Origin of the sequence: Arthrobacter sp. MYb229 (genome assembly GCF_002975405.1) — a bacterium.
Classification (GTDB): domain Bacteria; phylum Actinomycetota; class Actinomycetes; order Actinomycetales; family Micrococcaceae; genus Glutamicibacter.
On record NZ_PCPS01000002.1, the window covers coordinates 127,965 to 152,519 of the forward strand.

A 24,555-nucleotide genomic window follows, 5' to 3' on the forward strand; every position below is an offset into this window, starting at 1 on the left:
GAAACCACTCTATCGACTTTTTGGCGATCTACGCCTTAGCGACTTGGACAAGAGAGGTATCTCGCAAGGAAGTTCCGCGATTTTTCAAGCGAGAACACCAGAAATCTGGCACGCTTAAGGAACTATGTACGCACTTCCATCTCATGACGCCCTGCGCCAGATCCTGCCTTCGGTCATTTTCGAGCTCGCCGATCGTTTCGTTCGTGCCGGTCATGAGATTTCCCTGGTTGGTGGTCCGGTCCGCGATCTTTATCTTGGCCGTGTCTCTCCCGACCTGGATTTCACCACCAGCGCGAAGCCGGAGCAAACCGTTAAGGTGATCTCGGGATGGGCCGACAACATCTGGGATGTGGGACGCGAATTCGGGACCATCGCCTTGAAAAAGGGTGAGCACACATTAGAGGTCACGACTTACCGGGCTGACGCCTATGACAAGGATTCGCGCAAGCCAATCGTTGCCTTTGGCGATAACCTGCATGATGACCTGTACCGCCGAGACTTCACCATGAATGCCATGGCGTTACGTCTGCCCGATTTGGAACTGGTGGATCCCTTCGACGGGGTCAGTTCGCTGCGCGATGAACTAATCCGCACTCCAGGTTCCCCCGATATCTCCTTCTCGGATGACCCGTTGCGCATGATGCGAGCCGCACGATTCGCATCGCAGCTTCGCATCGAGGTGTCCTCCGAGGTTCGCCAGGCGATGAGCGAAATGACCGAGCGCATCGATATCATTTCTGCCGAACGAGTACGCGACGAATTGATCAAGCTGATCAACGGAGCCGACCCGCGTACGGGCATAGATTTGCTGGTCGATTCGGGTTTGGCAGACAAGGTGCTGCCCGAGGTTTCAGCGCTGCGCTTGGAAATCGATGAGCACCACCGGCACAAGGATGTCTATCAGCATTCGCTGACCGTGCTTGAACAAGCCATAGGACATGAAACCGATAGCGAGGGCCCCGTTCCAGGGCCAGATTTCATTCTTCGCTTCGCGGCGTTGCTGCATGACGCTGGAAAGCCTGCAACTCGTAAGTTCGAGTCCAATGGCGCGGTTTCATTCCGCCACCATGACATGGTCGGTTCGAAATTGGTGAAACAGCGCATGCGCGCCCTGCGATTCGACAAGGACACCACCAAAGCGGTGGCGCGCCTGGTTGAACTGCACATGCGCTTTTACGGCTATGGAGACGCCGGTTGGACCGATTCGGCTGTGCGCCGCTATGTGACCGACGCGGGCGAACTGCTTGAGCGATTGCACCGCCTGACCCGGTCGGATGTCACGACCCGCAACCGCCGTAAGGCCGAGCGCCTCGGATTTGCCTATGACGATCTAGAGACGCGGATAGCTGAAATTACCGAGCAGGAAGAGCTGAAGTCCATTCGTCCAGATTTGAATGGTGAACAGATTATGGCTTTGCTGGACATTAAAGCCGGGCCATTGGTAGGTCGCGCCTACAATTTCATGCTCAACCTGCGTTTGGATGACGGGCCGCTGGGAGAGCAAGTCGCCGCAGAAAGACTCCGTGCATGGTGGGCGGAACAACCGGAATCTCAGCAACCAGCAGCCGAATAGTAGTTGCAATTAGCGCAGGTAGGGACGTTTTGGGGCAGGCCCAGAGCGTCCCTACACGGCTTTAAAGAAACTTATTGAAGAATTTGAGTAAATCACTGGCGCGTGCGAAATTCTCCATGTATGCTGAATATTGTGATTGGGAAGTCTCAATGAGACTTGCGGATCAAAAAGACAATACTAAGTGAGTCTCGGGCTTTTGCGCGATTGACTCGGACAGATTTTTAGGAGGTGGGAAACGTGATTACAAATCGAGATAACTGGAATTATGGCGGCATGCGATCAGGCAAAATGGCCTTTTCAAATTGCTGGTTCGGCTTTGCCGCGCGCCATGGCGTTTCCCCTGCCTCCGGAATGATGGATTCCTAGACTTCTACGAATTCAAGCAAAAGTTCCTGGGGCGGTCAGTCAGTAATCGACATTCTCCCTTAGGAACTTTTTTCATGTCTGCTCCACTTTTTGATAGCTCTGTTCAACGGGCCGTTCGAACCTCGGAACTCATCTTCGCAGGTCCCGAAAGCCTGAAAGCTCGCGCAGTTTCTACTACGCACCAGGACCTTCCCACCTCCCCGATCTGTTTAGAAGGGAGGGAACAATAATGAAAAAGCGTTTTGCTAAGAACCGGAAGCAACTTGATAGTGCCGAATTAAACCGCCGACTAAGTCAGCGGGAGTTGGTCAACCATGTGCCACCGGAAATGTACCTCCGTATCCGATAGTTGAGCTCAACGCCATTACCGTTGTTGCCAACTACAGGAAGGGGTGCGAAATGAACTCGCAAACAATTCAGCAGAGGCCCGCCGGCCTATCAGCCGGCGGGCTTCTCCGCGTCCGGGGCAAGCCGCGCGCTATAGAAGGAGCATACAAAAAGATCCGTGCATGGAACTCTATTCCAGAATTCCACGCACGGATCTTTTTTGCTTCGTCCCGGGGGACTTTCTAGCGTTCGATGTCGCCGCGGATGAAGGCTTCGACCTTTGCGCGAGCCGACTCGTCGTCGTACTGCTCTGGTGGGGACTTCATGAAGTAGCTCGAAGCCGACAGGATCGGGCCGCCAATGCCGCGGTCAAGCGCGATCTTGGCTGCACGCACAGCATCAATGATGACACCGGCCGAGTTTGGCGAGTCCCAAACCTCTAGCTTGTATTCCAGATTCACCGGAGCATCACCGAAGTTGCGTCCCTCGAGGCGAACGAACGCCCACTTGCGGTCATCGAGCCAGGCAACGTAGTCGCTAGGTCCGATGTGCACGTCGTCAGCGGTGAGCTTGGCCGAGGTGTTCGAGGTGACTGCCTGAGTCTTGGAGATCTTCTTGGATTCCAAACGATCGCGTTCCAACATGTTCTTGAAGTCCATGTTGCCGCCGACGTTCAGCTGGTAGGTGCGATCAAGCACCACGCCACGGTCTTCGAAGAGCTTGGCCATCACACGGTGTGTGATGGTGGCGCCGATCTGCGACTTGATGTCGTCGCCCACGATTGGCACGCCTGCATCGGTGAACTTCTGTGCCCACTCCGGGGTGCCGGCAATGAAGACCGGCAGGGCGTTGACGAAGCCAACGCCTGCATCGATAGCGCACTGAGCGTAGAACTTTGCTGCGTCTTCGGAACCCACCGGCAGGTAGCAGACCATGACGTCGACCTTGTTTTCCTTCAACGCCTTGACGACGTCAACAGGGTCGGCGGTCGACTCTTCAATGGTCTCCCGGTAGTACTTGCCCAGACCGTCCAGGGTGGGCCCGCGCTGCACGGTGACACCGGTGGCTGGTACGTCGGCGATCTTGATGGTGTTGTTTTCGCTGGCCAGGATAGCGTCGGATAGGTCGAGGCCGACCTTTTTCGCATCCACATCGAATGCCGCAACGAATTCAACGTCGGCCACGTGGTAATCACCGAATCGCACGTGCATCAGGCCCGGAATAGAGGCATTTTCGTCGGCACTTCGGTAGTACTCGACACCTTGGATAAGGGAAGTGGCGCAGTTACCCACACCAACAATGGCAACGCGAATCGGGCTCGCCGACACATGAACTCCTAATGAAATATACAAATCTGTGGGCAAAATGACCGCGCGATAGCACAGTCTATTAATGGGCCCTTAATGATCTTAAGACCTTTTGGCCAAGAAACATTCCCATAGTGGTTGCAATCACCGGATGTTTCAACGGAAGGCAGGCTGATCGTGGTGAGTTTGGCATGCAGCAATCCGGGAAAAGGCGGATCAAGGAGCTATTCTTGTACAAGAGCAAAGCCAATTATGCCTATGACTGCTACTGAAAGAATAACGAATTTCCTACGTCACTCGCATAGATAATTTTGATCATGACATGGACCTTGGGTTTGATTGTCGTGACAACTTCATGTGTCTGCGAATTTTCAGCAATACCCTGAGCACTGGTGTCGGAAGTGCCGTCCGGACCCGTTGACGAAGTGGTTGGTGCTTGATGAAAGCCAGAATCTCGGGATCTGTTTTTAGCTGACCGCCCCGGGCACGATGCGCGAGGATGGTCAAAGATTCATTGAACGTGTTGTCCACACGGTGAAAATAGTTTTCTCGTAGCCAGGGCTTGTTTGCCGGTTCAAAGTTCAGGTCCTCGAGGTCCTGCAGAGTACCGAGCAATCCGGAGGATTCGAAAACGACGTTGATCATCTGGGCATTTACGCCGAAGTCGGAGAGCACCATGGTCGGCAATCCGCGATCGATCGACTCGAGCGCTGCCGTGGATGAAACGGTCACGAGCGCGCTATGCTCCGTAAGCACTTCAGACATGCTGCCGGTCACGAAGCGCAGATGCGTGGACTTTCCCAACCGGCCAGAGCGAACAAGCTCTTCAAAAAGTAGGTCATAGGGGTAGGCCTCGAGATGCGTCTGCGGTTCGCCAGCGCGCGCTCGCAATTTGACCATGACTTCCAGTCCCGGATTGAGCCGAGCGGCCTGCTCGAGCGAGACCAGAATGCTCTCGCGTTCGGATTTACCGACAGGCACCTTGGCCTGCGGTGCAAAGACCAGTCGCTTGATCGGGGCAGATGAACTGGTGGGAAAACCCGAGGAACGCAGAAAGGGAAGCTTGCTGACCATGATCGTTGGCTGATGACCCTCGTGGTCGAGGTTCATAAATGAAAAATCGCGCGCCTCGGCGTGTGAATGGCAGATGAATGCGTCACCTGGCCGGCGGTAATTCCATCCTTTGCGGGTGGCAGGATAGGCGACCCCGGGAAGCGCGGAGATCAGCGCGGTGCGTCGTTGGTCCACCGGCTCGGTGCGCAGCATTCGAGCATACAACTCGGCGACCACTGGCCCAGTGGCGGCGGCGAAGACGACATCTTCGCCAACGGTTTGCGCATTGAACTGATTCAAGGCTAAGACCTCTAGATCTGCGGGGTCGAGGTCGGTTCCCTCGAATGCTGCGGCGATCTGTTCTTCGGTGGGCATGACAGGGGTGCGCGCCAATACGACGCGACGGTCCCAACTCGGGCCCAGACGGTGCAGGAATGTGGTGGCGAGTTTCAGATACGAGTCTGAATCCGCGACCGCAAGAATTGCTGGTTTCACGAGGATCGTCACACCCTCAACGAGCTTGATAGATGGTCACGAAGATCTTGCGAGGTGCTCGGCGTCCACCAATGACCCGGCACCGGTTGCGCGTACAGGTTACGTGCTTCATTACCGAGCAGGAGGCGCAAGGAGGGAATGACGGTAGAAGGAAGCGCCCTGATTTCTTGTCCGGGACGCAAATCGCGCAATCGCATCTCGATCGGAATCGTATGCTCCTTCAGCACCACGTTGGGAATCTGCTGTAGTTCTTCCAATATCTGCGGAGTCTCTCGGCGGTGCGGGAAGAAGGCTACTGGCCCTTCTGCGGCAATGGAACGAATCCATTGCAGATACGGCGCGGCATGAATAATTCCGTCCGCCGCCATGGCCGAGCCGATGAGCAAGGTCGGTTCGGTGAATCGTTCGGCGACGGGTTGAGTAGCTAGCCACTCGAACCTGTGCTGGGCGAACTTGATGCCCAGCGCATCCATGCGCTTCCTGATTTCCGGTTCAACCTGCAAGGCAGAGACGATCAGCAGACGTCCCTCTCGAGCCAAGCCGCGCAGCCGGTGCCACATCGCCAAGCCCAGGCCCACGCGGGCAGCGGTGTTCTTCGCGCGGGCGCGCACCACAGCGGTAGGTTCCTCGCTGACCAGCTGCCGGATCAGCGCCAACGTGGCCAGCCCATCATCGATGATGACAATTTCCTTGGCCTTGACCCCGGTCAGCATGGTGCGCTGTATCCGGCCCGAATAGGCATCGCCGGTGACGTACCTGTCTCGCGCCGAGCTAGGCTGCGGTGGCCTTTTGGCCGCGGGCATGAAGTGCAAACCAGCCGGCGAATTTCTCAGCAGTGCGCCGGTGGTTGCCTCCAGCGGCATCCCGCGCCGCGGAATGATGCGCACCTCATCGCCGAGCAATCCGGCGGCGTGAGTTTCCACGGCCGAGAGCAGCTGCAGGGGAGATTCCACCCACACATGGGCGGTGCCAAAGCGTGGCCGTGGCACTTCCTGGGTGTCGGGTTGGGAAATTTTGATCATCGTATCGTTCATTTTGCCAGTCGACTCAGGGATTTGGACATGGTGTCCAAGGTCCGTGAGCCGTGGCGCAGCATGTGGCGGGATACGCCACGGACCTTGGCCGGCACCGAACGACGTGCTTGCAAGTGGGCCCACTGCGGTGGCAGCGCAAGCTTGGTGATGCGTCGACGCTTGAAGTGGGCGGAAAACACGCCGTAGTGTTCGGCGAGGAAAGCCTCGGCGACCGGGCGCAAATGCGGGAGCTGCGTGGACTGCATGCAATAAGAAATGGCACCGAGCAAGTCGCTGAGCATGTCGATGCTTCCGGCGCGAGCGGGAGCCGGCAGGTCCTGGACAAAGAGCCCGTGGATGATCGATAGCGGAATACGGTTCGAGTTCTCATAGGGGGCGAGAAGCTGCAGCATCTTGGCGGTACCCACGGCCTGAACCGGCGTACCGAGCACATAGTGGGCGGTGACCAGCGCCGTGGAGAAGCAGGAGATGACAACTTCCGGCTTCGCCGCGAGGATCACGGTTTCGGCCAGATGATCGGTATCGAGCAGATGGAAATCCAGCTCGAGGTCTTGGGCGCGGGCGCGCAATCGGGCCGCCGAGGTGGCGCTGGCCGACGGGTGGGCCTTGAACAAGATGGTGTGCAGCCCTCGGTCCTTGGCGGCTCGGAGCATCTGCTCGTGCAGCTCTAGTTCTTCCTCGGCATCCATCAGGCCGAGGGAACCCAGATACTGGCCGAGGATCAGGGCGGCGCCCTCGGGCAGCTGCAGCTGCGCCTCCCGTGCAAGTTGCGCAAAGACCGGCGCCAGCGCGGTTCCCTGCAAGACCAAGCGTGATGGTTGCTGCTCGGCGAGCAGCTGCGGCTCGAGGCCCGGCACCAGATCGACGTGTATGGTCCCGGCCAGGCGCTGGGCCATTGGGACCTGCAGCTTATTGCGCGTCGGACCGTAGGACATCAGACCGTCCGAATGCACCCAGATCGACGCGTCGAAGAAGATCCGCGCCAGCGCCCGAGCCGGGTTTACCTGGATCGATTCGAGAACTAGCGTCAGCCGTTCGTCTCCCAGATCCCAGGCACTGCGCAGCAAGCGTTCGAAGATGAGCAATTCGTCTTCGCGCGGGTTGAACTGGGCAGGCCGGCGCGGGGAGATCAGCGCGGCGAAATCCACCACCCGATCGAATCGGGCGGCAAGCTCGGCGAATCCCGGGGCTTCGTGAAGGGGCGTGGTCAGTTCGGGCAGCTGCGAGCCATTGGCGAGCACCAGAACATATTCATCTGCCTGCGGCAGCAGTCCGGCGTCGGCCATGGCGGCCAGGGAAGCTAACTGAAAATAGCTGCTGGCCTCGACTAAAGCGATCATTTAGCGGCCCCGACCTGAAGGAAGGAAAGGATGTGGCGGCGGCGCGCAATATCCATTTCGAGCGCTACCTGTTGTGCAATATTAACGTCGATGGTGGTGAATATCTTTCGTAGCTGCTGTTTCATTTCTAGCCGCACCTGTGGCGGGTAGTGCTTGGCGCGTTTCTCGTGATGGCACACGATCGCGAAGAACTGGCGCATCGCCTTGGGCAGGTGGCGGTCGGCGTGCTCATGGGCACGCACCTCCTCCAGGATCCGCGCATAGGCCGGAATGAAGCCGAGCTGGCGCTGGTCGAAGACCTGGGTGAGCGAACCGGGCAACCCGCGGCGGTAGAACACTCCGGGGTAGGAGATCACCGCGTAGCGGCTGGTGCGCAGATGCAGCTTCCAAAGCCACAGCCGGTCCTCGGCGCTGTGCAAGTCCGCGTCGAACAGGTAGGTGTCCTTGCTGCGCATCAGTTCGGTGCGATACATTCCCGCCCAAACGAAGGCATAGTCCACCATCGAGGGGGAGTCGATCGGCTCGATATCATCTGCCGGGTTCAGGGGCAGGCCGCGCAGCGCCTGCGGGGCGCGGTGCAGCACCCGGTTAGTTCCGGTCACCCGCACGTGGTCGGTGCGGACGAAGTCCACGTGCAGGTCTTCCAAGGCCGCGGCCAGGGTGGCGAGGTGTTCCGGAGCGTACCAGTCGTCCGGGTCCAGGAAGGTGAAGAATTCGCCGGTGGCCCGCTCGAGCCCGGCGTTGCGGGCCGCGGAGACTCCGGCGTTTTCGGTGAGGCTGACCAGCTCGAGGCCCTCGAGCTTCTGCTGGTAGCCGAGCACCAGATTCGCGGTCTGATCGGTGGAAGCATCATCGACCACCAGCACCTCTAGTTCCCACTTGCCCAGCTTTTGGCGGGTCAGCGAGGTGAGGGCATCGCAGATGTATTCCTCCTGGTTATAGGCGGGAATCACCACTGATATACGACCGGGGATCAAACTCATGGTTCCTTCTGGGCTAGGCGGGGCAAAAATAAACGGCGGTTGGACCCGTCGGTGAGTCCAACCGCCGGTTGTGTGCCGTGGCTAGGCGTCGACGCGGCGCAGGCGCGAAAGCGGTGCCAGCTCGCCCGGGAAGACCTTCTTCACGCCGTCGCCCATGGCCTGCTCGAGGATGCGGATGTCGCGGATCAGCGATTCGAAGCCCTTTGGCTCCAGCGAAGAAGCCTGATCCGAACCCCACATGGTGCGGTCCAGGGTGATGTGGCGCTCGACGGTGACCGCGCCCAAGGCGACGGCTGCCAGCGAGATCTGCAGGCCGCGCTCGTGGCCCGAGTAGCCTACCGGCACCTGGTAGCGCTCGCGCAGGGTCTCGACCATGCGCAGGTTTGCCTCTTCTGGAGGCAATGGGTAGGTGGAAGTTGCGTGCATCATGACCAGCTTGTCGGTGCCCAGGGTCTCCACCGCGGTATCGATCTGCTCGATGGTGGACATGCCGGTGGACAGGATGATTGGCTTGCCGGTCTGCGCGAGGGCCTTGAGCAGCTCGATGTCGGTGACCGAGGCCGAGGCGACCTTGTGGGTGACTGCACCCTGCTCTTCCATGAACTCAACCGAAGGAACGTCCCATGGGGAAGCGAAGGCGTGCAGGCCCTTGGAAGCAGCGTAGGAGATGAGCTCCTTGTACTGTGCCTGGTCGAACTCGACGCGGTAGCGGTAGTCCAGGTAGGTCATGTCGCCCCATGGGGTGGAGCGGATCTTGTCGCGCATGTCCATCGGGGTGGAGATCTCCGGGGTGCGCTTCTGGAACTTGACCGCGTTGGCGCCGGCCTCGGCCGAGACGTCGATCAACTGCTTGGCGATCTCGATGTCGCCATTGTGGTTGATGCCGATCTCGCCGATGACGTAAACCTGCTGGCCGGTGCCGAGCAGGGATTCGCCGATGGCTACTGGCTTGATTTCGGTGTTCACGGAGGTCATTGACTTGCCTTTCATTGGGAAAACTTGGGAATTCAAACTTGAGGATTGGAGCGGGCCGCGAGGACCAGCTCGGCGAGCTCACGGACCGCACCATTCCCGCCGGGGCGGGTCAGGCGGTGCCGTGCGGCTCGATGCACCTCGTCGCTGGCGTCGGCGACCGTGATCGGCCAGCCGACCAGCTCCATAGGTGCCAGATCATTGATGTCATTGCCTACATAGGCAACGCGGGCCGGGTTGATCGACTCGTCGACCAGCCAGCGGGCCAGGTATTCGGCCTTGTTGTCGATGCCGTGGGCGACCTCGACATTCAGTTTTGCCGCTCGGGCGGCGACTACCGGATTGCGTTCCTTGGACAGGATCAGGAACTTCACGCCGGCCGCTCGTAGCCGGGCCACGCCCATGCCATCGGAGCGCGAGACGCGCACGGTTTCGGTACCGTGTTCGTCCACGTAGGCGGTGTCCGGGGTATGCACCCCGTCAAAATCGGTGACTACCGCATCAACTAGGATCGGTTCGCTGTGCTGCGGGACGCGCAGTTGCGCCAGCGCCAGGTCCGCTTCGGTGTCGATGTCCATCCCGTGTTCCGCGGCGACCTCGCAGATGCGAACTCGGCCGAAGAACCGGTGCTTGGCTGCCTGGAACCCGGCGGTCTCCATGGCGTAGAACGCCCCGGTCTCCAGCCAGCGTGCCTCGCGGTCTTGGCGGCGCGGCCGGTTCGCCGCGTCATGTCCGCTGGCCAGCGCGAGCCCCTGGGGATCGGCGGTCCAATGAAATCCATGGTCGGGTACCGCGGCGAAGCTGACTTCGGCTCCGCCGTCGCGGACCGCGCCCACCGCAGCGTCCAGGTCCGCAGGATCGATCAGCGGGCTGGTGCATTGAATGAACAAGGTGATATCCGGAGTGTCGGAGACCTTGGACAAAACATCGAGAAGCACCGCTTCGCTGCTAGCCGTGTCTCCGGCGATATCTGCCGGTCGGCTGATCACGGTGGCCCCGTAGGCGAGGGCCTCGGCCTTGATTTGTTCATGATCGGTGCTGACCACGACTTCGCTGACTGTCGTCGCAGAACGCGCCGCAAGGATGGCCCTGCCCACCAGGGAGATGCCCCCGATGGTGCGTAGATTTTTGAGCTTGACGCCTTTGGAACCACCCCGGGCTGGGATGATCGCTAGGACGCTGGGCTTGTCGGTTTTACTCACATCCATGAGCCTAGGAAGCCGAGTTGGCCACCTGCCCTACATCAGGTTAACGCAGGGTGAAGAACAGGTTTAGCTTGCTGGGAAAACCCTGTATGCCCATGTCATTGAGCTTATCCAGTCGTTTTACGGTTCCCGGGCCGCTAGTTGGGCGCGAAGCACGGTCAAGTGTTCGTTTAGCTTTTGGCGTTCTTCACCGGCGAAGCGGCGGGCCTGCATATCAAGGACGGCCCGGGTGCCAGACTCGTCTACCTGCAACAGGTTGCCCAGGCTCGCCACGGCCGCGGCGCGCGAATCGACTTTTCGATTGCCGCGAAAACTTCCTCGCGCCGGTCGATGGCTTAGGTGATCGCCCGGAGGAGTTGCGCCGGCTGGCCCAGGCTTTCCTTGGGTTGACTGTGCATAGTGGCATCCTGCCGCCTGCTCGAAGTCGATGGAAGCGGTGCGAATAACCGAATCAACGGACTAAATGGTGCAGTGCGGTGCCCCGGCAAACTAGGCTGGAACCTATGAGTGCCCCGAATAAACCGAGCCAGCGTGGTCCGCTGCGGATTACCGTCCCCTCGCGGGCCGACGGATTCCTGCGCCAGTTCACCGCGCTGATCGGTGGCCCGTTGGGTCGCCGCAGCGATCCGGGGCGAGTTAGTCCCGGATTCTTCAGTGTTGAACGCATCATGATCCTGCTGACCACCCTCGGCGCGCTGTTCATGCTCTTGGCAAAGAACCCCTGCAGGCTTAATGGTTGGGGCGGTTCCAACCCCTACGTATATGCCTGCTACACCGACTGGGTGCCGCTCTTCGGGGCGCGCGGATTCGCCGACAACCCGTGGGTTCCGTTCAGCAGCGGGGCCGAATTCGAATACCCGGTGCTGATGAGCGCGGTGGCCTCGGCGGTTGCCGCGCTGGTCCCGCAGGGTCTGGAGAACCGCTCGCTGCTCTACTTCGATATGAACCTGACCATCGTGGCGATCCTCTGGGTGGTCACCGTGGTGTGCACGCTGCGCATGGGCGGGCGCCGTCCCTGGGACGCGGCGATGGTGGCGATCGCCCCGGGCATCATCCTGACCGCGAGCATCAATTGGGATATGTGGGCCGTGGCACTGCTTGCCATGGGCATGCTGTCCTTCGCCCGCGGACGCATAGTACTTGCCGGGGTGCTGATTGGCTTGGGCGCGGCGATGAAGATCTACCCGTTTTTCATCCTCGGCGCGATACTGGTGATCGCGCTTCGCACCGGAAAACTCAAGGTCTTCTGGGTGACCGGCGGCGCCGCCGCGGCCACCTGGGTCCTGGTGAATCTGCCCTACGCGCTGGCCTATCCGGACTCCTTTAGGCACTTCTTCACCTTTTCCTCGGAACGCGGTGCCGGGCTTTCAAGTTTCTGGCATGCGTGGAACGCGGTGGCAGCAAAAACCGATTCCATGGGTACCTTCGAGGCAGAACAGATCTCCCGTTACGGCCTGATTCTGTTCTTCATCTGCTGCGCCGGTGTTGCGGTGCTCGGTCTGCTGGCCAAGCGTACTCCGCGCCTGGGGTCGCTGGCATTCCTGATCATCGCCTCCTTCGTGCTGGTCAATAAGGTCTACTCTCCGCAGTTCATCGTCTGGCTGATTCCGTTGTTCGCGCTGGCACTGCCACGCTGGCGGTTGTTCCTGGTCTGGATGATGGTGGAGGTCGCCCACTTCTACGGGCTATGGAACTATCTCGATGCATTCTCCGGAGAGCAAGACCCGCATAAAACCTTCCCGGAAATCGGCTACGTGGTGCTGGTGCTCGCGCATATGGGCATGCTTGCCTACCTGATGTTCCAGGTGGTGCGCTCGATCCTTGACCCGCGCCGCGATCCAATCCGTGCGGTAGGCCAGGAGGACCCGCTGGCTGGTGCCTTTGCCGGAGCCAAAGACGTTTTCACCTTGCGCGGACTGCGCAAGTCCACTAATACTTCTCAGGAGCAACAGGTATGAGCTCGATTGCAGTGGTTGGTTCGGGACCCAATGGCCTGGCCGCCGCCGCCGTGGCCGCCCGAGCGGGACTGCAAGTTGAGGTCTACGAGGCAAATGAAACGATCGGCGGGGCCGCGCGAACTCAGCCCCTGGAGGGCTCGAGCGCGAAGTTCGACCTGGGTAGCGCGGTGCATCCGATGGCGATGCTCTCCGAGGCGATGCATGAGCTCAACGTGCACGAACGGGTCGACTTCATTGTCCCGGAGCTATCTTTTGCGCATGTCCTTGACGAACGCACGGCCTACGCCTGGCGGGATTTGAAGCGCACCGGTGAGGACCTGGGCGCACGGGACGGGGTCGCCTATACCCGGTTGCTTGGCCCTTTGGTGGACCGAATGACGCAGCTGGGGGACACCTTGCTGAACCCGTTGCTGAGGGTGCCGGCGCATCCGTTGACCCTGGGCATCTTTGGCGCCGCAACGCTCGGCGGCATGGCGCTGAAAGATGTGCTCTCAGGGAAGTTCCCGCAGGCGGCCGCACTCTATGCCGGTTGCGCCGCACATGTGGCTGGCGGATCGCGCGGCCCGGCCAACGCCGGGGCCGGGCTATTTCTCGCGGCCGCGGCCCACAGCCAGGGATGGGCTATCCCGCGCGGAGGGTCGCAGGCCATCTCGGACGCGCTCGCCGCGGAAGTCACCGCCCACGGGGGCAAAATCCATACCGGGCACAAGGTGTCGCATGTTGATGAGTTGGCTGCCGAGTCTATCCTGCTCGACACCTCTGCCGAAGACGCGGCGAACCTGACCAGCGGCAGAATTCCCGAGAAACTAGCCAAGGCGTTGTCCCAGACCCGGCGCTCGCCGGGGAGCTGCCTGATACATTTTGTGCTTCGTGAAGCGGTTCCATGGAAGGACCCGGTCCTCGGCCAAACCGGTACCGTCCACCTAGGCGGGACCGCTCGCCAAATCGGCCGGGCCGAACGCATCGCCAACCGGCGTACCGCCGAGCATCCATACCTGATCGTTGCCCAGCCCTCGGTCTTCGATGATTCGCGGGCTCCGGGTGGAGAACAGGTCATCTGGGCCTACTGCCATGTGCCATTGGGCTCTGCCGCCGATATGAAGCGCCAAATCACCGCTCAAATCGAAGCCGCGGCCCCGGGCTTCAGCGACTTAGTCAGGGAAAGCTATGTCGTTCCGGCCACCGGGTTGGAACGACAGAATGCCGCGCTGGTCGGTGGTGACCTTTCGGGTGGAACCATGGATATGCTCGGCAGCATCATGCGCCCCCGGCTCTCCCCGGAGCCGTGGTACTTGCAGTCCAAGGGGCTGTACCTGGTTTCTTCGGCGACGCCTCCGGGCCCCTCGGTGCATGGCATGGCCGGCTACCTCGGCGCCAAGGCAATGCTCCGTCGCGAATACTCTCTGGGAAGCTAAGAACTGAGGACTTTGATGGATTCGACGTACTTCGGGGTTTTCCCGGCATTCATCTTGCTGATCGTGTGGGCGGTCTTCATCATTCGGTACCGCAAGGATCCGCGCCGGTTGAGCAACGCGATACTGCTCTTTCCGCTGGTGCTGGGGAGTATCTCGCTGAGCATCAACTTACTGACCAGCCTGGTGCCCGGCCTCGGCTTGGTGCTTGTGCTGGTCTTCTTGCTGGCTCCACTGATCTATATCGTGTTTGCCGGAGCGTTAATCCACAACGGTGTCGTGATGTGGCGGCGTGAAGGCCCAAGGATGTCGAACCTGCTCTCGCTGGTCGCGGGCCTGGCGGTCCTTGGCCTGCCAGTCTCGGCGTTTGTGATCTTGTCCATTAATACTTGGTGGGCCTACGCGTTCGCCTTTGTCCTGTTCATGTCCTCCTCCTTGGCCGCTTGCCTCTTCTCGATGCTGCTGCTTTATGCCTGGGTGCAGGCGAAGTTCCCCTCCAAGGGGCAAGCAGCCGCGGTGGTAGTACTGGGGGCACGCACCATTAAAGGCAAAGTCACTCCCTTGCTGCGCGGTCGATTGGATAGGGGAATCTCGCTCTACGAAACCGCGTCCGAGCCTAAACCCTTGTTGGTTCCGACCGGTGGGCAAGGTGGCGACGAGGTGGAGCCCGAAGGCGTCAGCATGGCACGCTACCTGCAAGAGCAGGGCATACCCGAAGCGCAAATCATGGTTGAAGATCAGGCAAAGGACACGATCCAGAATCTGGTCTTCTCCGATGCGTTGGTGCGTCAGCAGAAAGTCGAAGGCCAACTGTGGGTGGTGACCAGCGACTATCATGCGCTGCGTGCAGGCTTTGCTTCTCGCCAGCTCGGGTTGGACGCACGGGCTTTCGGCGGCAAGACCGCGGCCTACTATCGGCCGAGCGCCTTCTTGCGCGAATGCGTGGCCATCGTGCGGGATCATAAGCTGACCATGGGGTTGCTAGCGCTGCCTTTCGCCGCGGTGGTCATCGGGGCCTTGATGCTTCTGTTGAACTACGACCAGGTGCTCTAAGCAGCAAATACGTGCACCTATAGGTGTATGCTCATCGCCGCCGAGCTGCTGGCTCAGTCTTTGGAGTGAGAGCCAAGATCAGCATTCGGGGCGGTGCTTTCCAACTGTGCGGTTTCTAAACTGGAAGTATGATTCAGGCACATGAGTTAACCAAAAAATATGGTGCGAAAACCGTAGTCGACAACGTGTCGTTTACGGTGCAGCCGGGAATGGTGACCGGATTCCTCGGCCCTAATGGCGCGGGCAAGTCAACGACCATGCGCATGATCGTGGGGCTAGCCAAGCCGACCGTTGGGCAGGTCACCGTCAATGGCCGGAAATTCGCCTCCTCTAAACACCCGTTGACCGAGGTCGGCGCGCTACTTGAAGCCAAATCGGTACATAAGTCGCTCTCCGCGCGCTCCCACCTGCGATCCATGGCGGCCACCGGGGGAATTCCCACTTCCCGGGTGGACGAGGTTCTGGAACTCACCGGCCTGAGCCAACTTAACCGCAAGAAGGTTGGTGGCTTCTCGCTGGGCATGGGACAGCGTCTGGGGATCGCCTCGGCGCTGCTCGGGGACCCGCAAGTGCTGATCTTGGACGAACCGGTTAACGGACTGGACCCGGAAGGTGTCGCCTGGGTGCGTAACCTGGCCCGCCAGCAGGCGGCCGAGGGGAAGACCGTATTCATCTCCTCGCACCTGATGAGCGAGATGGCGCAGACCGCTGATCATCTGATTGTGATCGGCCGCGGCCGGATCCTTGCGGATGCTCCGATCAACGAGTTCATCGATGACGGGCTCTCGCAAACCATTGTCCGCTCCAGCGATCTGGAGCTGCTGATGAGCAGCTTGGCAGCCGATGGGGTGCAATTGACCCGTCTGGATGCGGAAACCTTGCGCGTCGCCGGCCCGGATTCCGAATCGATCGGCCGCCGCGCCCTGGAAGCCGGAGTCGTGCTGAGCGAGTTGCGTCCAATGCAGCGGACCCTGGAAGACGCGTACATGGAATTGACCCGCGACGAGGTCGAATACAAATCACGAATTCTCAACGAAGCAGTTGCCGGAGGAACGAACTAATGAGTACCCAGCTCGCAACCCCAACACGCGGCAAGGTCACCTTCGGTGGTGTGCTGCGTTCGGAATCAATTCGTTTCTTCTCACTGAATTCCACTCGTATTCTGCTGCTTGTGGCGATCGTGCTCAATATGGGCATTGCCGCAATTGGCGTGTGGGGAGTTGGCTCCTTTGCCGGCGAGGCCCCACCGGTGCCAGGCGCCCCGGACATGTCAAGTGCGGCCTTTACCGCAGAACTCGTGGGTTCCGGCCTGGCGTTCTCCCAGCTGATCCTCGGTGTTTTGGGCGTGCTGCTCATCAGCGGCGAATTCACCACCGGTTCGGCGGTGAGCACCTTCTTGGCCAGCCCGCAGCGTCTGCGCGTCTTCGCCGCCAAGGCTACGCTGATTACCCTGCTCTGCGCCGTAGTCCAGGTCATCGGAAGCACACTTGCCTACCTGGTATGCATGCCATTGGCCAAGAACTACAACATGGAGCTGGACTACTTCGGCGGCGATTTCCAGAACGTGCTCTGGTACGGAGTTTTGGCCGTGGTAATGGCTGCGCTGATCGGTTTGGCTCTGGGTGCACTGCTGCGCAACTCTGCCGGTGGAATTACCTCGCTGGTGGCGTTGTTCTTTGTGCTTCCCGCGGTCACCGGGCTGCTCACCTTGGTTGCCGACTGGGTCCAGGACATCGTCCGTTTCCTTCCGGACAATCTGAGCATGTCATTGGCTATGCCGCTGTCCTACCCCAGCGAGCTTGAGCAGTGGCAGCAGCTGCTCGGGGTAGCCGGATGGACGCTGATTCCGCTCATTCTGGGTGCTTGGCTGTTGAAGAGCCGAGACGTCTAAGAAGAGTTGTAGCAGTTGAGCAAACTAGACTGGATGACATGAGCCAAACATCGCTGCAGGAGCCGATAGTCTCCTTCGACGAGCTGGCGGCCAAGCGGATGGGCCGGGTACGCAGGTACCTGCGCACCCATCCGCGTGTGGTCGTTGTGGGAACCGTAGTAATCTACTTCTTCTTGGCGCTCCCCAACACCGTCATGATGGCCTATCTGCCACAGGTACCTCCGGCGCTGTATTTGCTGCTGACGGTGAGTATCGGGCTCGTGCTGCTCTGGCGTCGCAAGGCGCCGCTAACCGTGCTGAGCATCGTTTTTGTCCTTGAATTCGTCGGCATATTAATTGCCGGTCAAGGCGGCGGAATGGGCGGGGTCGGCATGACCATCGCCCTGTACACGGTGGGAACCAGTTATTCTGGACGGCGCGCGATCCCCATCGCGCTGCTCGCCGGCTGCTTCCAACTGTTGATGATGGTGTTGATGGGTTACCCGGACCTTTCGGATCTGACCGCGGAACCAGATGAAGAAAACCTCGATGACGCTGCGGCTTCCGGTATTCTCATCGGTGTCACCGGCGGATTCCTGATTGGTATTTACGCCGCCGCCGCGGCTATCGGTACGAACATCCGCAATGCGCGCATTCACGAGGCCGAGCTCAACCATTGGGCCTCACAGGTCTCGCGCCTTGCCCAGGTGCAGGAACGAAACCGTATTGCCCGCGAAATGCATGACGTGGTCGCCCACTCGCTTTCGGTGATGATTGCATTGTCCGAAGGGGCGCGCGTGGTCGGGCGGCGCGACCAGGAACGTTCCGAGCAGGTGCTCAAAGAACTCTCGGGCACCGGCCGGGCGGCGCTCGCCGACATGCGCCGCATGCTCGGGGTCTTACGCCAGAACGAGACCGGTGAGCCAGAGCTTAAACCAACCGGAGGCAGCCTCGACCAATTGCTTGAGGGCTTCCGTGTTGCAGGATTGCCGCTGACCTATACATACACCGGAAAGCAACTTCCCGAGGACGCCGCCTTCCAGCTGACGATCTTCCGTATTATCCAAGAGTCATTGACCAACTCCTTGCGCTACGCCCACAATGTCAGCAACGTGCAGGTGCGCATGGAACGCTGTGCGAGCCAGGTGCGGATCGAAATCATCGATGACGGTGATGCAACCCGTGTGCCAAGTGTCGGCACCGGTCAGGGACTGCGCGGGATGCGTGAACGCGTGGCGCTTTTTGACGGAACGGTGAACGCAGGGCCGGCGGCCAACGGCGGTTGGATCGTTAAAGCCTCCTTGCAATTGCCCGAATACAGCACGCAGAATCCAAGTCCCAAGGAGTAGCTCATGGAAGAAAATATTAAAGTGTTGCTGGTCGACGATCAGCCGCTGCTGCGCATGGGCTTCCGGCTGATTCTCGAAGGCGAAACCGATATGCATATCGTTGGGGAGGCTGCAGATGGCCTGGAAGCGTTGACGCAGACCGCGGCGTTGACCCCGGACGTGGTGCTGATGGATGTGCGCATGCCGAAGATGGATGGCCTTGAGGCGACCGAACGGATCGCCAAGCAGCATCCGGAAACGAAGATCATCATCTTGACCACCTTCGACCTGGATGAGTACGCGTTTTCCGGTTTGCAGGCCGGTGCCAGTGCCTTCTTGCTCAAGGATGTGGCCCCAGAGGAGCTGGTCTCCGCGGTACGGCTGGTTGCTTCGGGGGACGCGGTTGTTGCACCGCGTGTGACCGCGCGACTGCTTGAGACCTATGTGCGCAACGGCGCTAAAGGCCAGCCTGCGAAGAATGCGGAGGCTGTGGAACGCGATCCGTTACTCGATGATCTGACGCCTCGTGAACAGGAAGTGCTGCGCGCCCTGTCCGAGGGGTTGTCCAATGCGGAGATTGCGCATCGGTTTTTCCTCTCCGAGGCGACGGTCAAAACGCATGTGCGACGGATCCTGACCAAACTTCATCTGCGAGATAGGGTGCAGGCCGTGGTCTATGCGTACGAGACAGGATTGGTCATCCCTTCGCAGGGGCTGGACTTCTAAGGCTTTCGCAAAAAAATCGCTGTTGGCGGCACCCGTATAGGGTGCCGCCAACAGCGATTCTGCGCTTAACGGCGCTTCTGAGCCTTGCGCTCTTTCCTGGCGGTGGCGCGCAACTGAATCACGCGGGCAGCCCCAGCTGCAGCAATCAACAAGCCACCGCCGACGGCGGCAATGAAGAGCGCCAGTCCAAGATTTACCTGGCCTTCGTAGGTGAAGTAGCGCAGCGTCACCTGATCCTGATTCTGGGCAATGAAAATGATGAGCAGCACCAGGACAATGAGCCCCAGCACGGATGCCGTCCAGATCCGTCCGAGCCTGGTGACAGGCAACTTGGCCTCCGGTTCAGGTGGCGGGGTCTTACCCTTGGATTTTTTCGGTTGGTCGACCGGACCGGTTACCGGTTTTGTTACCGCAACTTCGTCTGGATCTGGTGTTGGCTCGTGACCAACCGGGATCTCATCTGGGCTGTGAGGAGTCGATGTCATGATTTCGCTCGTTTCCTAGTTGGCTACTTTCTGCCAGCATTGCCCGAATATGGGCACTTCGTCAAGTGCAATACCTTTTGATTCGCTGGTCAGAGCTATTCGATGATCAAGAATGCCGAAGTTGAGCCATGCATCGGGTCAGCCCGTATGCGCCAAGCCAGCCCGGACTCCAAGGATCCGCAGGCAAGTTGCTGAAAACTCCATGGTGCATTCGTTGGCATAGCCGCTAACGGCAGAAGCCCACTAAGCTGGACAAAGCTCGGCAATTCAGGCCGACACCGAAACCTGATGAAAGAAGTGAGCACCCAGTTATGGCACAAGCCGCAGCAATGGCCCACATTGCAGACCTGGCCGAATACGTAGCGACCTCCCCGTCGAGCTTCCACGCGGCAGCCAGCGCCGCCAAACGATTGGATGCCGCGGGCTTCACCGCATTGGACGAATCGGCCGCGTGGAAGCTGAGCGCGGGCTCCTACTATGTGGTGCGTGACGGCGCCGTCATCGCCTGGGTCCAGCCCGAAGCCGCCACCGCAACCAGCGGTTTCCACATCCTCGGTGCGCACACCGATTCACCCGGTTTTAAGCTCAAGCCCAAACCAACCACCGGCTCCAATGGATGGTGGCAGGCAGGGGTTGAGGTCTACGGCGGTCCGCTGCTGAATTCCTGGCTGGACCGCGAACTGGTGCTCGCCGGACGTCTGGTGCTGCGCGACGGGTCCGTGCACCTGGCTCAGACCGAACCACTGCTGCGCATCCCGCAGCTCGCGATTCACCTGGACCGCCAGGTCAACGACGGCCTGACCTTGGACAAGCAGGCCCACACCAACCCCATCTTCGGCGCCGGGGAGCTGGCAGACGCAGACATTCTAGGTATTCTGGCGGCCGCAGCGGGCGTGGACCCGGGCTTGGTTGCAGGCTATGACGTGCTGACCGCTCCGGCCCAGCGTGGCGAGGTATTCGGCCACGGCAAGGACTTCTTCGCCAGTTCACGACTGGACAACCTCACTAGCGTGCATGCCGGGCTGATTGCGTTGACCGGTTACTCGCGGAACCCATCGGGCAACCACATCGCCATGCTCGCCGCCTTCGACCATGAGGAAATCGGTTCGGCATCGCGTTCCGGTGCCAGTGGACCATTCTTGGAAGAACTGCTGGGCCGGATCCAGGCATCCTTCGGCGCGAGCACCGAAGACACCGCCCGGGCGATGTCGGCCTCGGTCTGCCTCTCCGCGGATGCCGGCCACGCGGTGCACCCGAACTATGCGGAGCGCCATGACCCGGCCAACCGACCGCAGCTCAACGGCGGACCCTTGCTGAAGATCAACGCCAATCAGCGCTACGCCACCGACGCAGTCGGAGCAGCTGCCTTCGCGAATTGGTGCGAGAACGCAGGAGTTCCATACCAAGAGTTCGTCTCGAACAACCGGGTACCGTGCGGTTCGACCATCGGCCCGCTGACCGCCACCCGTTTGGGCATCCGCACCCTGGACGTAGGCGTCGCGCTGCTATCGATGCATTCGGCCCGCGAGATGTGCGGCGTGGATGATCCTTGGTACCTCTCGAAGGTCTCCCGCGAGTTCTTCGGAGCCTAGGGAAAATGATCTCAGCTCCAAATGAACTCAAGATCTTGCTTTGATTCCGAGTTCATTTGGAGTTTGAGTTGGTCGTTGCCGCTGAGTTCGCTGGCAACTTCGAGCCTCGAGGTACCGCGGCGCTTGATGGCATAATCGCCTTCATGACGATCTTCGCTCAGGACCTGTTGGTGTTCCAGCAGACCAAAAACATCTCGAAGAATGACTTCGCCATCAGGGACGGCGCTGGCGTGCAGGTTGCCCACGTTGAAACGGGTGGCAGCGCGCTGGGCCGGATGTTTGCCGGGGCCCGGCAGCTTACGGTTTTTGACGGTCCAGACAATCCGGTCATACAGGTGAAAGACACCATGACCTTAGGCCGCGACCGCTTGGAAATCCTAGATGGCCCGGGCAATCCGCTGGCTAGTCTGGTCAAGCGAATCACCTTCTTCAAAACTCGAATCACCATCGATTTTCAGGGTGAGGAGCTGGAAATGTCCGGTGATATTTGGGGATTCGATTTCCAAGTCACCGGAGCGGCGGGTGTGCTAGCCAGCGTTGCGCGCGAATGGTCGGGTGTGGGCAATGCCCTGCTCGGTAAATCCACCTATGCCTTGCGGCTTGCCCCAAGCCTCACAATTGGGCAGCGTCAGGCCGTCATCGGGTCGATCTTGGCCCTCGACCTCATTCGGGAGAAGCAAAAACGTAGTAGCTGAGCAGAATCCCGCACCTTAGCTCCCGGGCACGCGCATCGGCGAGGCAGGGAAGCCTGATATCGAGCCAGCAGTGCCCCGGAGCGGCAGGTGCATGGAGATACGGATTCTCTGGCTTCTTGCAGCTCCGGCGCAGGGGATTGGTACCTGCCGATGGCCTGCGAGTCATCGGATAGTTACTATCCGTTAACCCGGCGGTGGTCGGATAGAACTCTATGAGCTCCCCTCCTGCTGCCCCCAAGAACTTCCGGCCCGAGATCCAGGCGCTGCGTGCCCTCGCGGTCCTTTTGGTGGTTGCCTACCACCTGGAGCCTGGACTGCTGCCCGGCGGTTATATTGGCGTGGACATCTTTTTCGTGATCTCCGGCTTCCTGATCACCTCGCACCTATTGCGGGAGGCGCAGCGTACCGGGACGGTGAACCTGGCCTCCTTCTTCGCCGGGCGTGCCCGCAGGATCTTGCCAGCCGCAATGCTCGTCATATTGGTGGTCGTTGCGGCGGCCCTGGCCATCTTCCCCAAAACCCAGTGGGGGACACTGACCGTGCAGGGCCTCGCCTCGGCCTTCTCGGTGCAGAACTGGGTGCTGGCCGCGGATTCCGTGGACTATCTTGCGTCCGAGCAGGCACCCGGACCCCTGCAGCACTTTTGGTCCCTAGGGGTTGAGGAGCAGTTCTACCTGTTCTGGCCACTGCTGGTGCTGGCGGCCTGCCTGCTGGTCAAACACAACCTCCCCGGCCCGCGAGCCGATCGCTTTGCCTCCCGCCGCCGGATGCTGTGGATCGCCTTTACGGTTATCGCACTGCTTTCCTTGGGCTATTCGATCTTCACCGGATATTCCGGGGACGCCGCGGGCTACTTCGTGACAACTACGCGCATCTGGGAACTAGCGGCCGGAGGGCTGCTCGCCCTTGCAGCGGATGGGCATGCCAATGGCGCCTTCACGCTTCCGCGCTGGGTCAGCTCCTGGTCGGTGCGCAATGCGGTGGTGCTGCTCGCGCTCGCCGCAATTCTCGGTGCGGCCTTCAGCTATGACGCGCAGACCGTATTCCCCGGAATCGCTGCCGCCGTTCCGGTGCTTGGCTGTGCGGCAATCATTGCCGCAGGCACCACCTCGGGTCCCGGTTCGCTGCACGCGCTGGTGAATTTTGCCCCGGTGCAATGGATCGGGTTGGCCTCATACTCTTTGTATCTCTGGCATTGGCCGTTGATAGTTTTCGCCACCCATCTCACCGGGCATGATCCGACCCCGGTGGAATCATTGGCGCTCATGGCAGGATCCCTGGCGCTGGCCTGGGCCAGCCTGCGTTTCGTCGAAACCCCGGCACGCCATTGGCAGCCAGTGGCGGCCTCCGCGAAGCGCTCGCTGCTCGCAGGGGCCACCATGATCGCGGTGGTTGCGTCCGTGGCGCTGATTCCGGGCGTAGCGCAGCGCGAATCGATCGAGCGCGAGCAGCAACAAGTCGCGGCGCTGCTGCAGAACCCGCCGGCCGGCTTCGGCGCCGCCTCCGTATCCGCTGGCGCCCCGGCCTACCTGGCAGATCAGCCCCAGATCATTCCGGTGCCGGCAACGGCCGAAGATGATCAGCCGGATCTAGGCGAATGCGTGCAAGACCCGCAATCCACCCAGATCAAGGAATGCGAATTCGGCAGCAAGGACGCCACCCTTACGGTGGCCCTAGTAGGTGACTCCCACGCGGCCCACTGGTTCGAGGCGCTCGCCGGCCACGCCAAGGAGCGCGGCTGGAAGATCGTGACCTATTTGAAGAACTCCTGCCCGTTCAGCGCCGAAAGTCGCACCGCCGAACGCGAGGGAGGGATCAACTGCGCCGAAGCCAATGAGCAGACACTGATGAAACTCAGTGAACGCGAGGACCTCAACGCGGTCGTTGCGGCCAACTGGGGCGGCGCGAGCTTCGTCGGGGACGCGGCTCAGGGATACGCCGAGCAGTGGGGCAAGCTAGAAAACGCAGGACGCCAGGTGTACGCGGTGGTTGATACGCCGCGGCCGCCGCAGGATTCCTATGCACGCGACTGCGTGGAGGAACACTCCTCCAACCCCGAGCAGTGCTCCTTCGACAAGGAGTCCGCCTTCGAAGAGGGGGATGCCACGCGGCAGGCCGCGAAGCTTGAGCCGCGGGTTCAGGTGCTGGATTTCAGCGATCAGTTCTGCATCGACCAGCGCTGCCCGGCGGTCATCGGAAATGTGCTGGTCTACCGGGATAAGCATCATGTCTCGGACACCTATATGCGCACACTGGCGCCGGTTTTCGGTCAGCGTCTGGAAGCTGCAATGGACGGCGAGCAAAAATGAGTTCATGATCTAGGACACCAAGGGTTCTGCCCCGACCGACATCTCGGGTAGGATTGAAAGGTCTGTGCTACTGCACGCCCGAAACTTGGGTGCCGCGGAGCACGGATAACGCAAGAACCTCCTGTTGCGGAAATGCCGCGACCGTTTAGCCCAAAGGAGGTGGGTTCACATGCGTGCTTATGAACTTATGGTCCTCATCGATCCAGAGGTCGATGACCGCACCGTAGAACCAACCATCGAGAAGTACCTCGAGGTTGTTCGCGCTGCTGGTGGATCGATCGAGAAGGTCGATATCTGGGGACGTCGCAAGATGTCTTACGAGATCCAGAAGAAGGCAGAAGCCATCTACATCGTGGTGAACTACACCGCGGATCCAGCTACTTCGTTCGAGCTTGAGCGTCAGCTCAAGATCAACGAGCAGATCCTGCGCCACAAGGTCACCCGTCCGGAAGAGGCCCGCGTTTAATTACGC

At 60.2% G+C, this 24,555-nt stretch carries 21 protein-coding genes; 13 read left to right on the plus strand and 8 right to left on the minus strand.

The window, feature by feature from the left end; translation table 11 throughout:
* Positions 1–124 precede the first annotated feature (124 nt).
* Positions 125–1,573 carry a CCA tRNA nucleotidyltransferase gene (locus tag CQ019_RS07125; protein WP_105569332.1) on the plus strand — a complete coding sequence of 483 codons (1,449 nt, stop codon included), beginning with the start codon at positions 125–127 and terminating at the stop codon, positions 1,571–1,573.
* Positions 1,574–2,508: 935 nt separating this feature from the next.
* Here the strand turns inward: CQ019_RS07125 and CQ019_RS07130 are convergent.
* The 7 genes from CQ019_RS07130 to CQ019_RS07160 all read right to left on the minus strand — a co-directional run bounded on the left by CQ019_RS07130 (position 2,509) and on the right by CQ019_RS07160 (position 10,658).
* Positions 2,509–3,594 carry an inositol-3-phosphate synthase gene (locus tag CQ019_RS07130; RefSeq protein WP_105554042.1) on the minus strand — a complete coding sequence of 362 codons (1,086 nt, stop codon included), beginning with the start codon at positions 3,592–3,594 and terminating at the stop codon, positions 2,509–2,511.
* A gap of 294 nt (positions 3,595–3,888) precedes the next feature.
* Positions 3,889–5,121, minus strand: coding sequence for a DUF6716 putative glycosyltransferase (locus CQ019_RS07135; RefSeq protein WP_255248290.1), 1,233 nt, complete (start codon positions 5,119–5,121; stop codon positions 3,889–3,891).
* 8 nt (positions 5,122–5,129) lie between these two features.
* On the minus strand, positions 5,130–6,155 hold the full coding sequence (locus tag CQ019_RS07140; RefSeq protein ID WP_105569333.1) for a hypothetical protein: 1,026 nt from the start codon (positions 6,153–6,155) through the stop codon (positions 5,130–5,132).
* The gene (locus CQ019_RS07145) at positions 6,152–7,495 is read right to left on the minus strand and encodes a polysialyltransferase family glycosyltransferase (protein WP_096282882.1); all 1,344 of its coding nucleotides are present in this window, start codon (positions 7,493–7,495) and stop codon (positions 6,152–6,154) included. The genes CQ019_RS07140 and CQ019_RS07145 overlap by 4 nt, the downstream gene beginning before the upstream one ends.
* Positions 7,492–8,478 carry a glycosyltransferase family 2 protein gene (locus CQ019_RS07150; protein ID WP_096282880.1) on the minus strand — a complete coding sequence of 329 codons (987 nt, stop codon included), beginning with the start codon at positions 8,476–8,478 and terminating at the stop codon, positions 7,492–7,494. The genes CQ019_RS07145 and CQ019_RS07150 overlap by 4 nt, the downstream gene beginning before the upstream one ends.
* Before the next feature lie 81 nt (positions 8,479–8,559).
* Positions 8,560–9,453 (minus strand): N-acetylneuraminate synthase family protein, encoded by an 894-nt coding sequence (locus CQ019_RS07155; RefSeq protein WP_096282878.1) that lies wholly within the window; start codon positions 9,451–9,453, stop codon positions 8,560–8,562.
* Between the two features lie 32 nt (positions 9,454–9,485).
* A complete protein-coding gene (locus CQ019_RS07160) occupies positions 9,486–10,658 on the minus strand; it encodes an acylneuraminate cytidylyltransferase (protein WP_181148316.1) in 1,173 nt (390 codons plus the stop codon).
* Between the two features lie 174 nt (positions 10,659–10,832).
* Between CQ019_RS07160 and CQ019_RS18470 the strand changes: the two genes are divergently transcribed.
* The 8 genes from CQ019_RS18470 to CQ019_RS07195 all read left to right on the plus strand — a co-directional run bounded on the left by CQ019_RS18470 (position 10,833) and on the right by CQ019_RS07195 (position 19,002).
* Positions 10,833–10,994, plus strand: coding sequence for a hypothetical protein (locus CQ019_RS18470; RefSeq protein ID WP_181148318.1), 162 nt, complete (start codon positions 10,833–10,835; stop codon positions 10,992–10,994).
* Between the two features lie 164 nt (positions 10,995–11,158).
* Entirely contained in the window at positions 11,159–12,613 is a 1,455-nt protein-coding gene (locus tag CQ019_RS07165; RefSeq protein WP_105569334.1) for a glycosyltransferase family 87 protein, read from the plus strand.
* Entirely contained in the window at positions 12,610–14,028 is a 1,419-nt protein-coding gene (locus tag CQ019_RS07170) for an NAD(P)/FAD-dependent oxidoreductase (protein ID WP_105569335.1), read from the plus strand. The genes CQ019_RS07165 and CQ019_RS07170 overlap by 4 nt, the downstream gene beginning before the upstream one ends.
* A gap of 15 nt (positions 14,029–14,043) precedes the next feature.
* Positions 14,044–15,078 carry a YdcF family protein gene (locus CQ019_RS07175; protein WP_105569336.1) on the plus strand — a complete coding sequence of 345 codons (1,035 nt, stop codon included), beginning with the start codon at positions 14,044–14,046 and terminating at the stop codon, positions 15,076–15,078.
* 128 nt (positions 15,079–15,206) lie between these two features.
* Positions 15,207–16,139 (plus strand): ABC transporter ATP-binding protein, encoded by a 933-nt coding sequence (locus tag CQ019_RS07180; protein ID WP_105554036.1) that lies wholly within the window; start codon positions 15,207–15,209, stop codon positions 16,137–16,139.
* Positions 16,139–16,969 (plus strand): ABC transporter, encoded by an 831-nt coding sequence (locus tag CQ019_RS07185; protein ID WP_105554035.1) that lies wholly within the window; start codon positions 16,139–16,141, stop codon positions 16,967–16,969. The genes CQ019_RS07180 and CQ019_RS07185 overlap by 1 nt, the downstream gene beginning before the upstream one ends.
* A gap of 38 nt (positions 16,970–17,007) precedes the next feature.
* A complete protein-coding gene (locus CQ019_RS07190; protein WP_181148320.1) occupies positions 17,008–18,297 on the plus strand; it encodes a sensor histidine kinase in 1,290 nt (429 codons plus the stop codon).
* A 3-nt stretch (positions 18,298–18,300) separates the two neighbouring features.
* Positions 18,301–19,002: a response regulator transcription factor gene (locus tag CQ019_RS07195; RefSeq protein WP_105554033.1), complete on the plus strand. Its 702-nt coding sequence runs from the start codon at positions 18,301–18,303 to the stop codon at positions 19,000–19,002.
* Positions 19,003–19,067: 65 nt separating this feature from the next.
* Here CQ019_RS07195 and CQ019_RS07200 read toward each other — a convergent pair whose 3' ends face one another.
* Positions 19,068–19,487 carry a lipopolysaccharide assembly protein LapA domain-containing protein gene (locus CQ019_RS07200; RefSeq protein ID WP_105554032.1) on the minus strand — a complete coding sequence of 140 codons (420 nt, stop codon included), beginning with the start codon at positions 19,485–19,487 and terminating at the stop codon, positions 19,068–19,070.
* A gap of 311 nt (positions 19,488–19,798) precedes the next feature.
* Here CQ019_RS07200 and CQ019_RS07205 point away from each other — a divergent pair, with 311 nt between their 5' ends.
* The 4 genes from CQ019_RS07205 to rpsF all read left to right on the plus strand — a co-directional run bounded on the left by CQ019_RS07205 (position 19,799) and on the right by rpsF (position 24,549).
* Entirely contained in the window at positions 19,799–21,079 is a 1,281-nt protein-coding gene (locus CQ019_RS07205; protein WP_105554031.1) for a M18 family aminopeptidase, read from the plus strand.
* Positions 21,080–21,222: 143 nt separating this feature from the next.
* Positions 21,223–21,774, plus strand: coding sequence for an LURP-one-related/scramblase family protein (locus tag CQ019_RS07210; RefSeq protein WP_146112482.1), 552 nt, complete (start codon positions 21,223–21,225; stop codon positions 21,772–21,774).
* A gap of 212 nt (positions 21,775–21,986) precedes the next feature.
* Positions 21,987–24,083, plus strand: coding sequence for an acyltransferase family protein (locus CQ019_RS07215; RefSeq protein WP_105569337.1), 2,097 nt, complete (start codon positions 21,987–21,989; stop codon positions 24,081–24,083).
* Between the two features lie 169 nt (positions 24,084–24,252).
* Positions 24,253–24,549: a 30S ribosomal protein S6 gene (gene rpsF / locus CQ019_RS07220; RefSeq protein ID WP_096282853.1), complete on the plus strand. Its 297-nt coding sequence runs from the start codon at positions 24,253–24,255 to the stop codon at positions 24,547–24,549.
* Positions 24,550–24,555 lie beyond the last annotated feature (6 nt).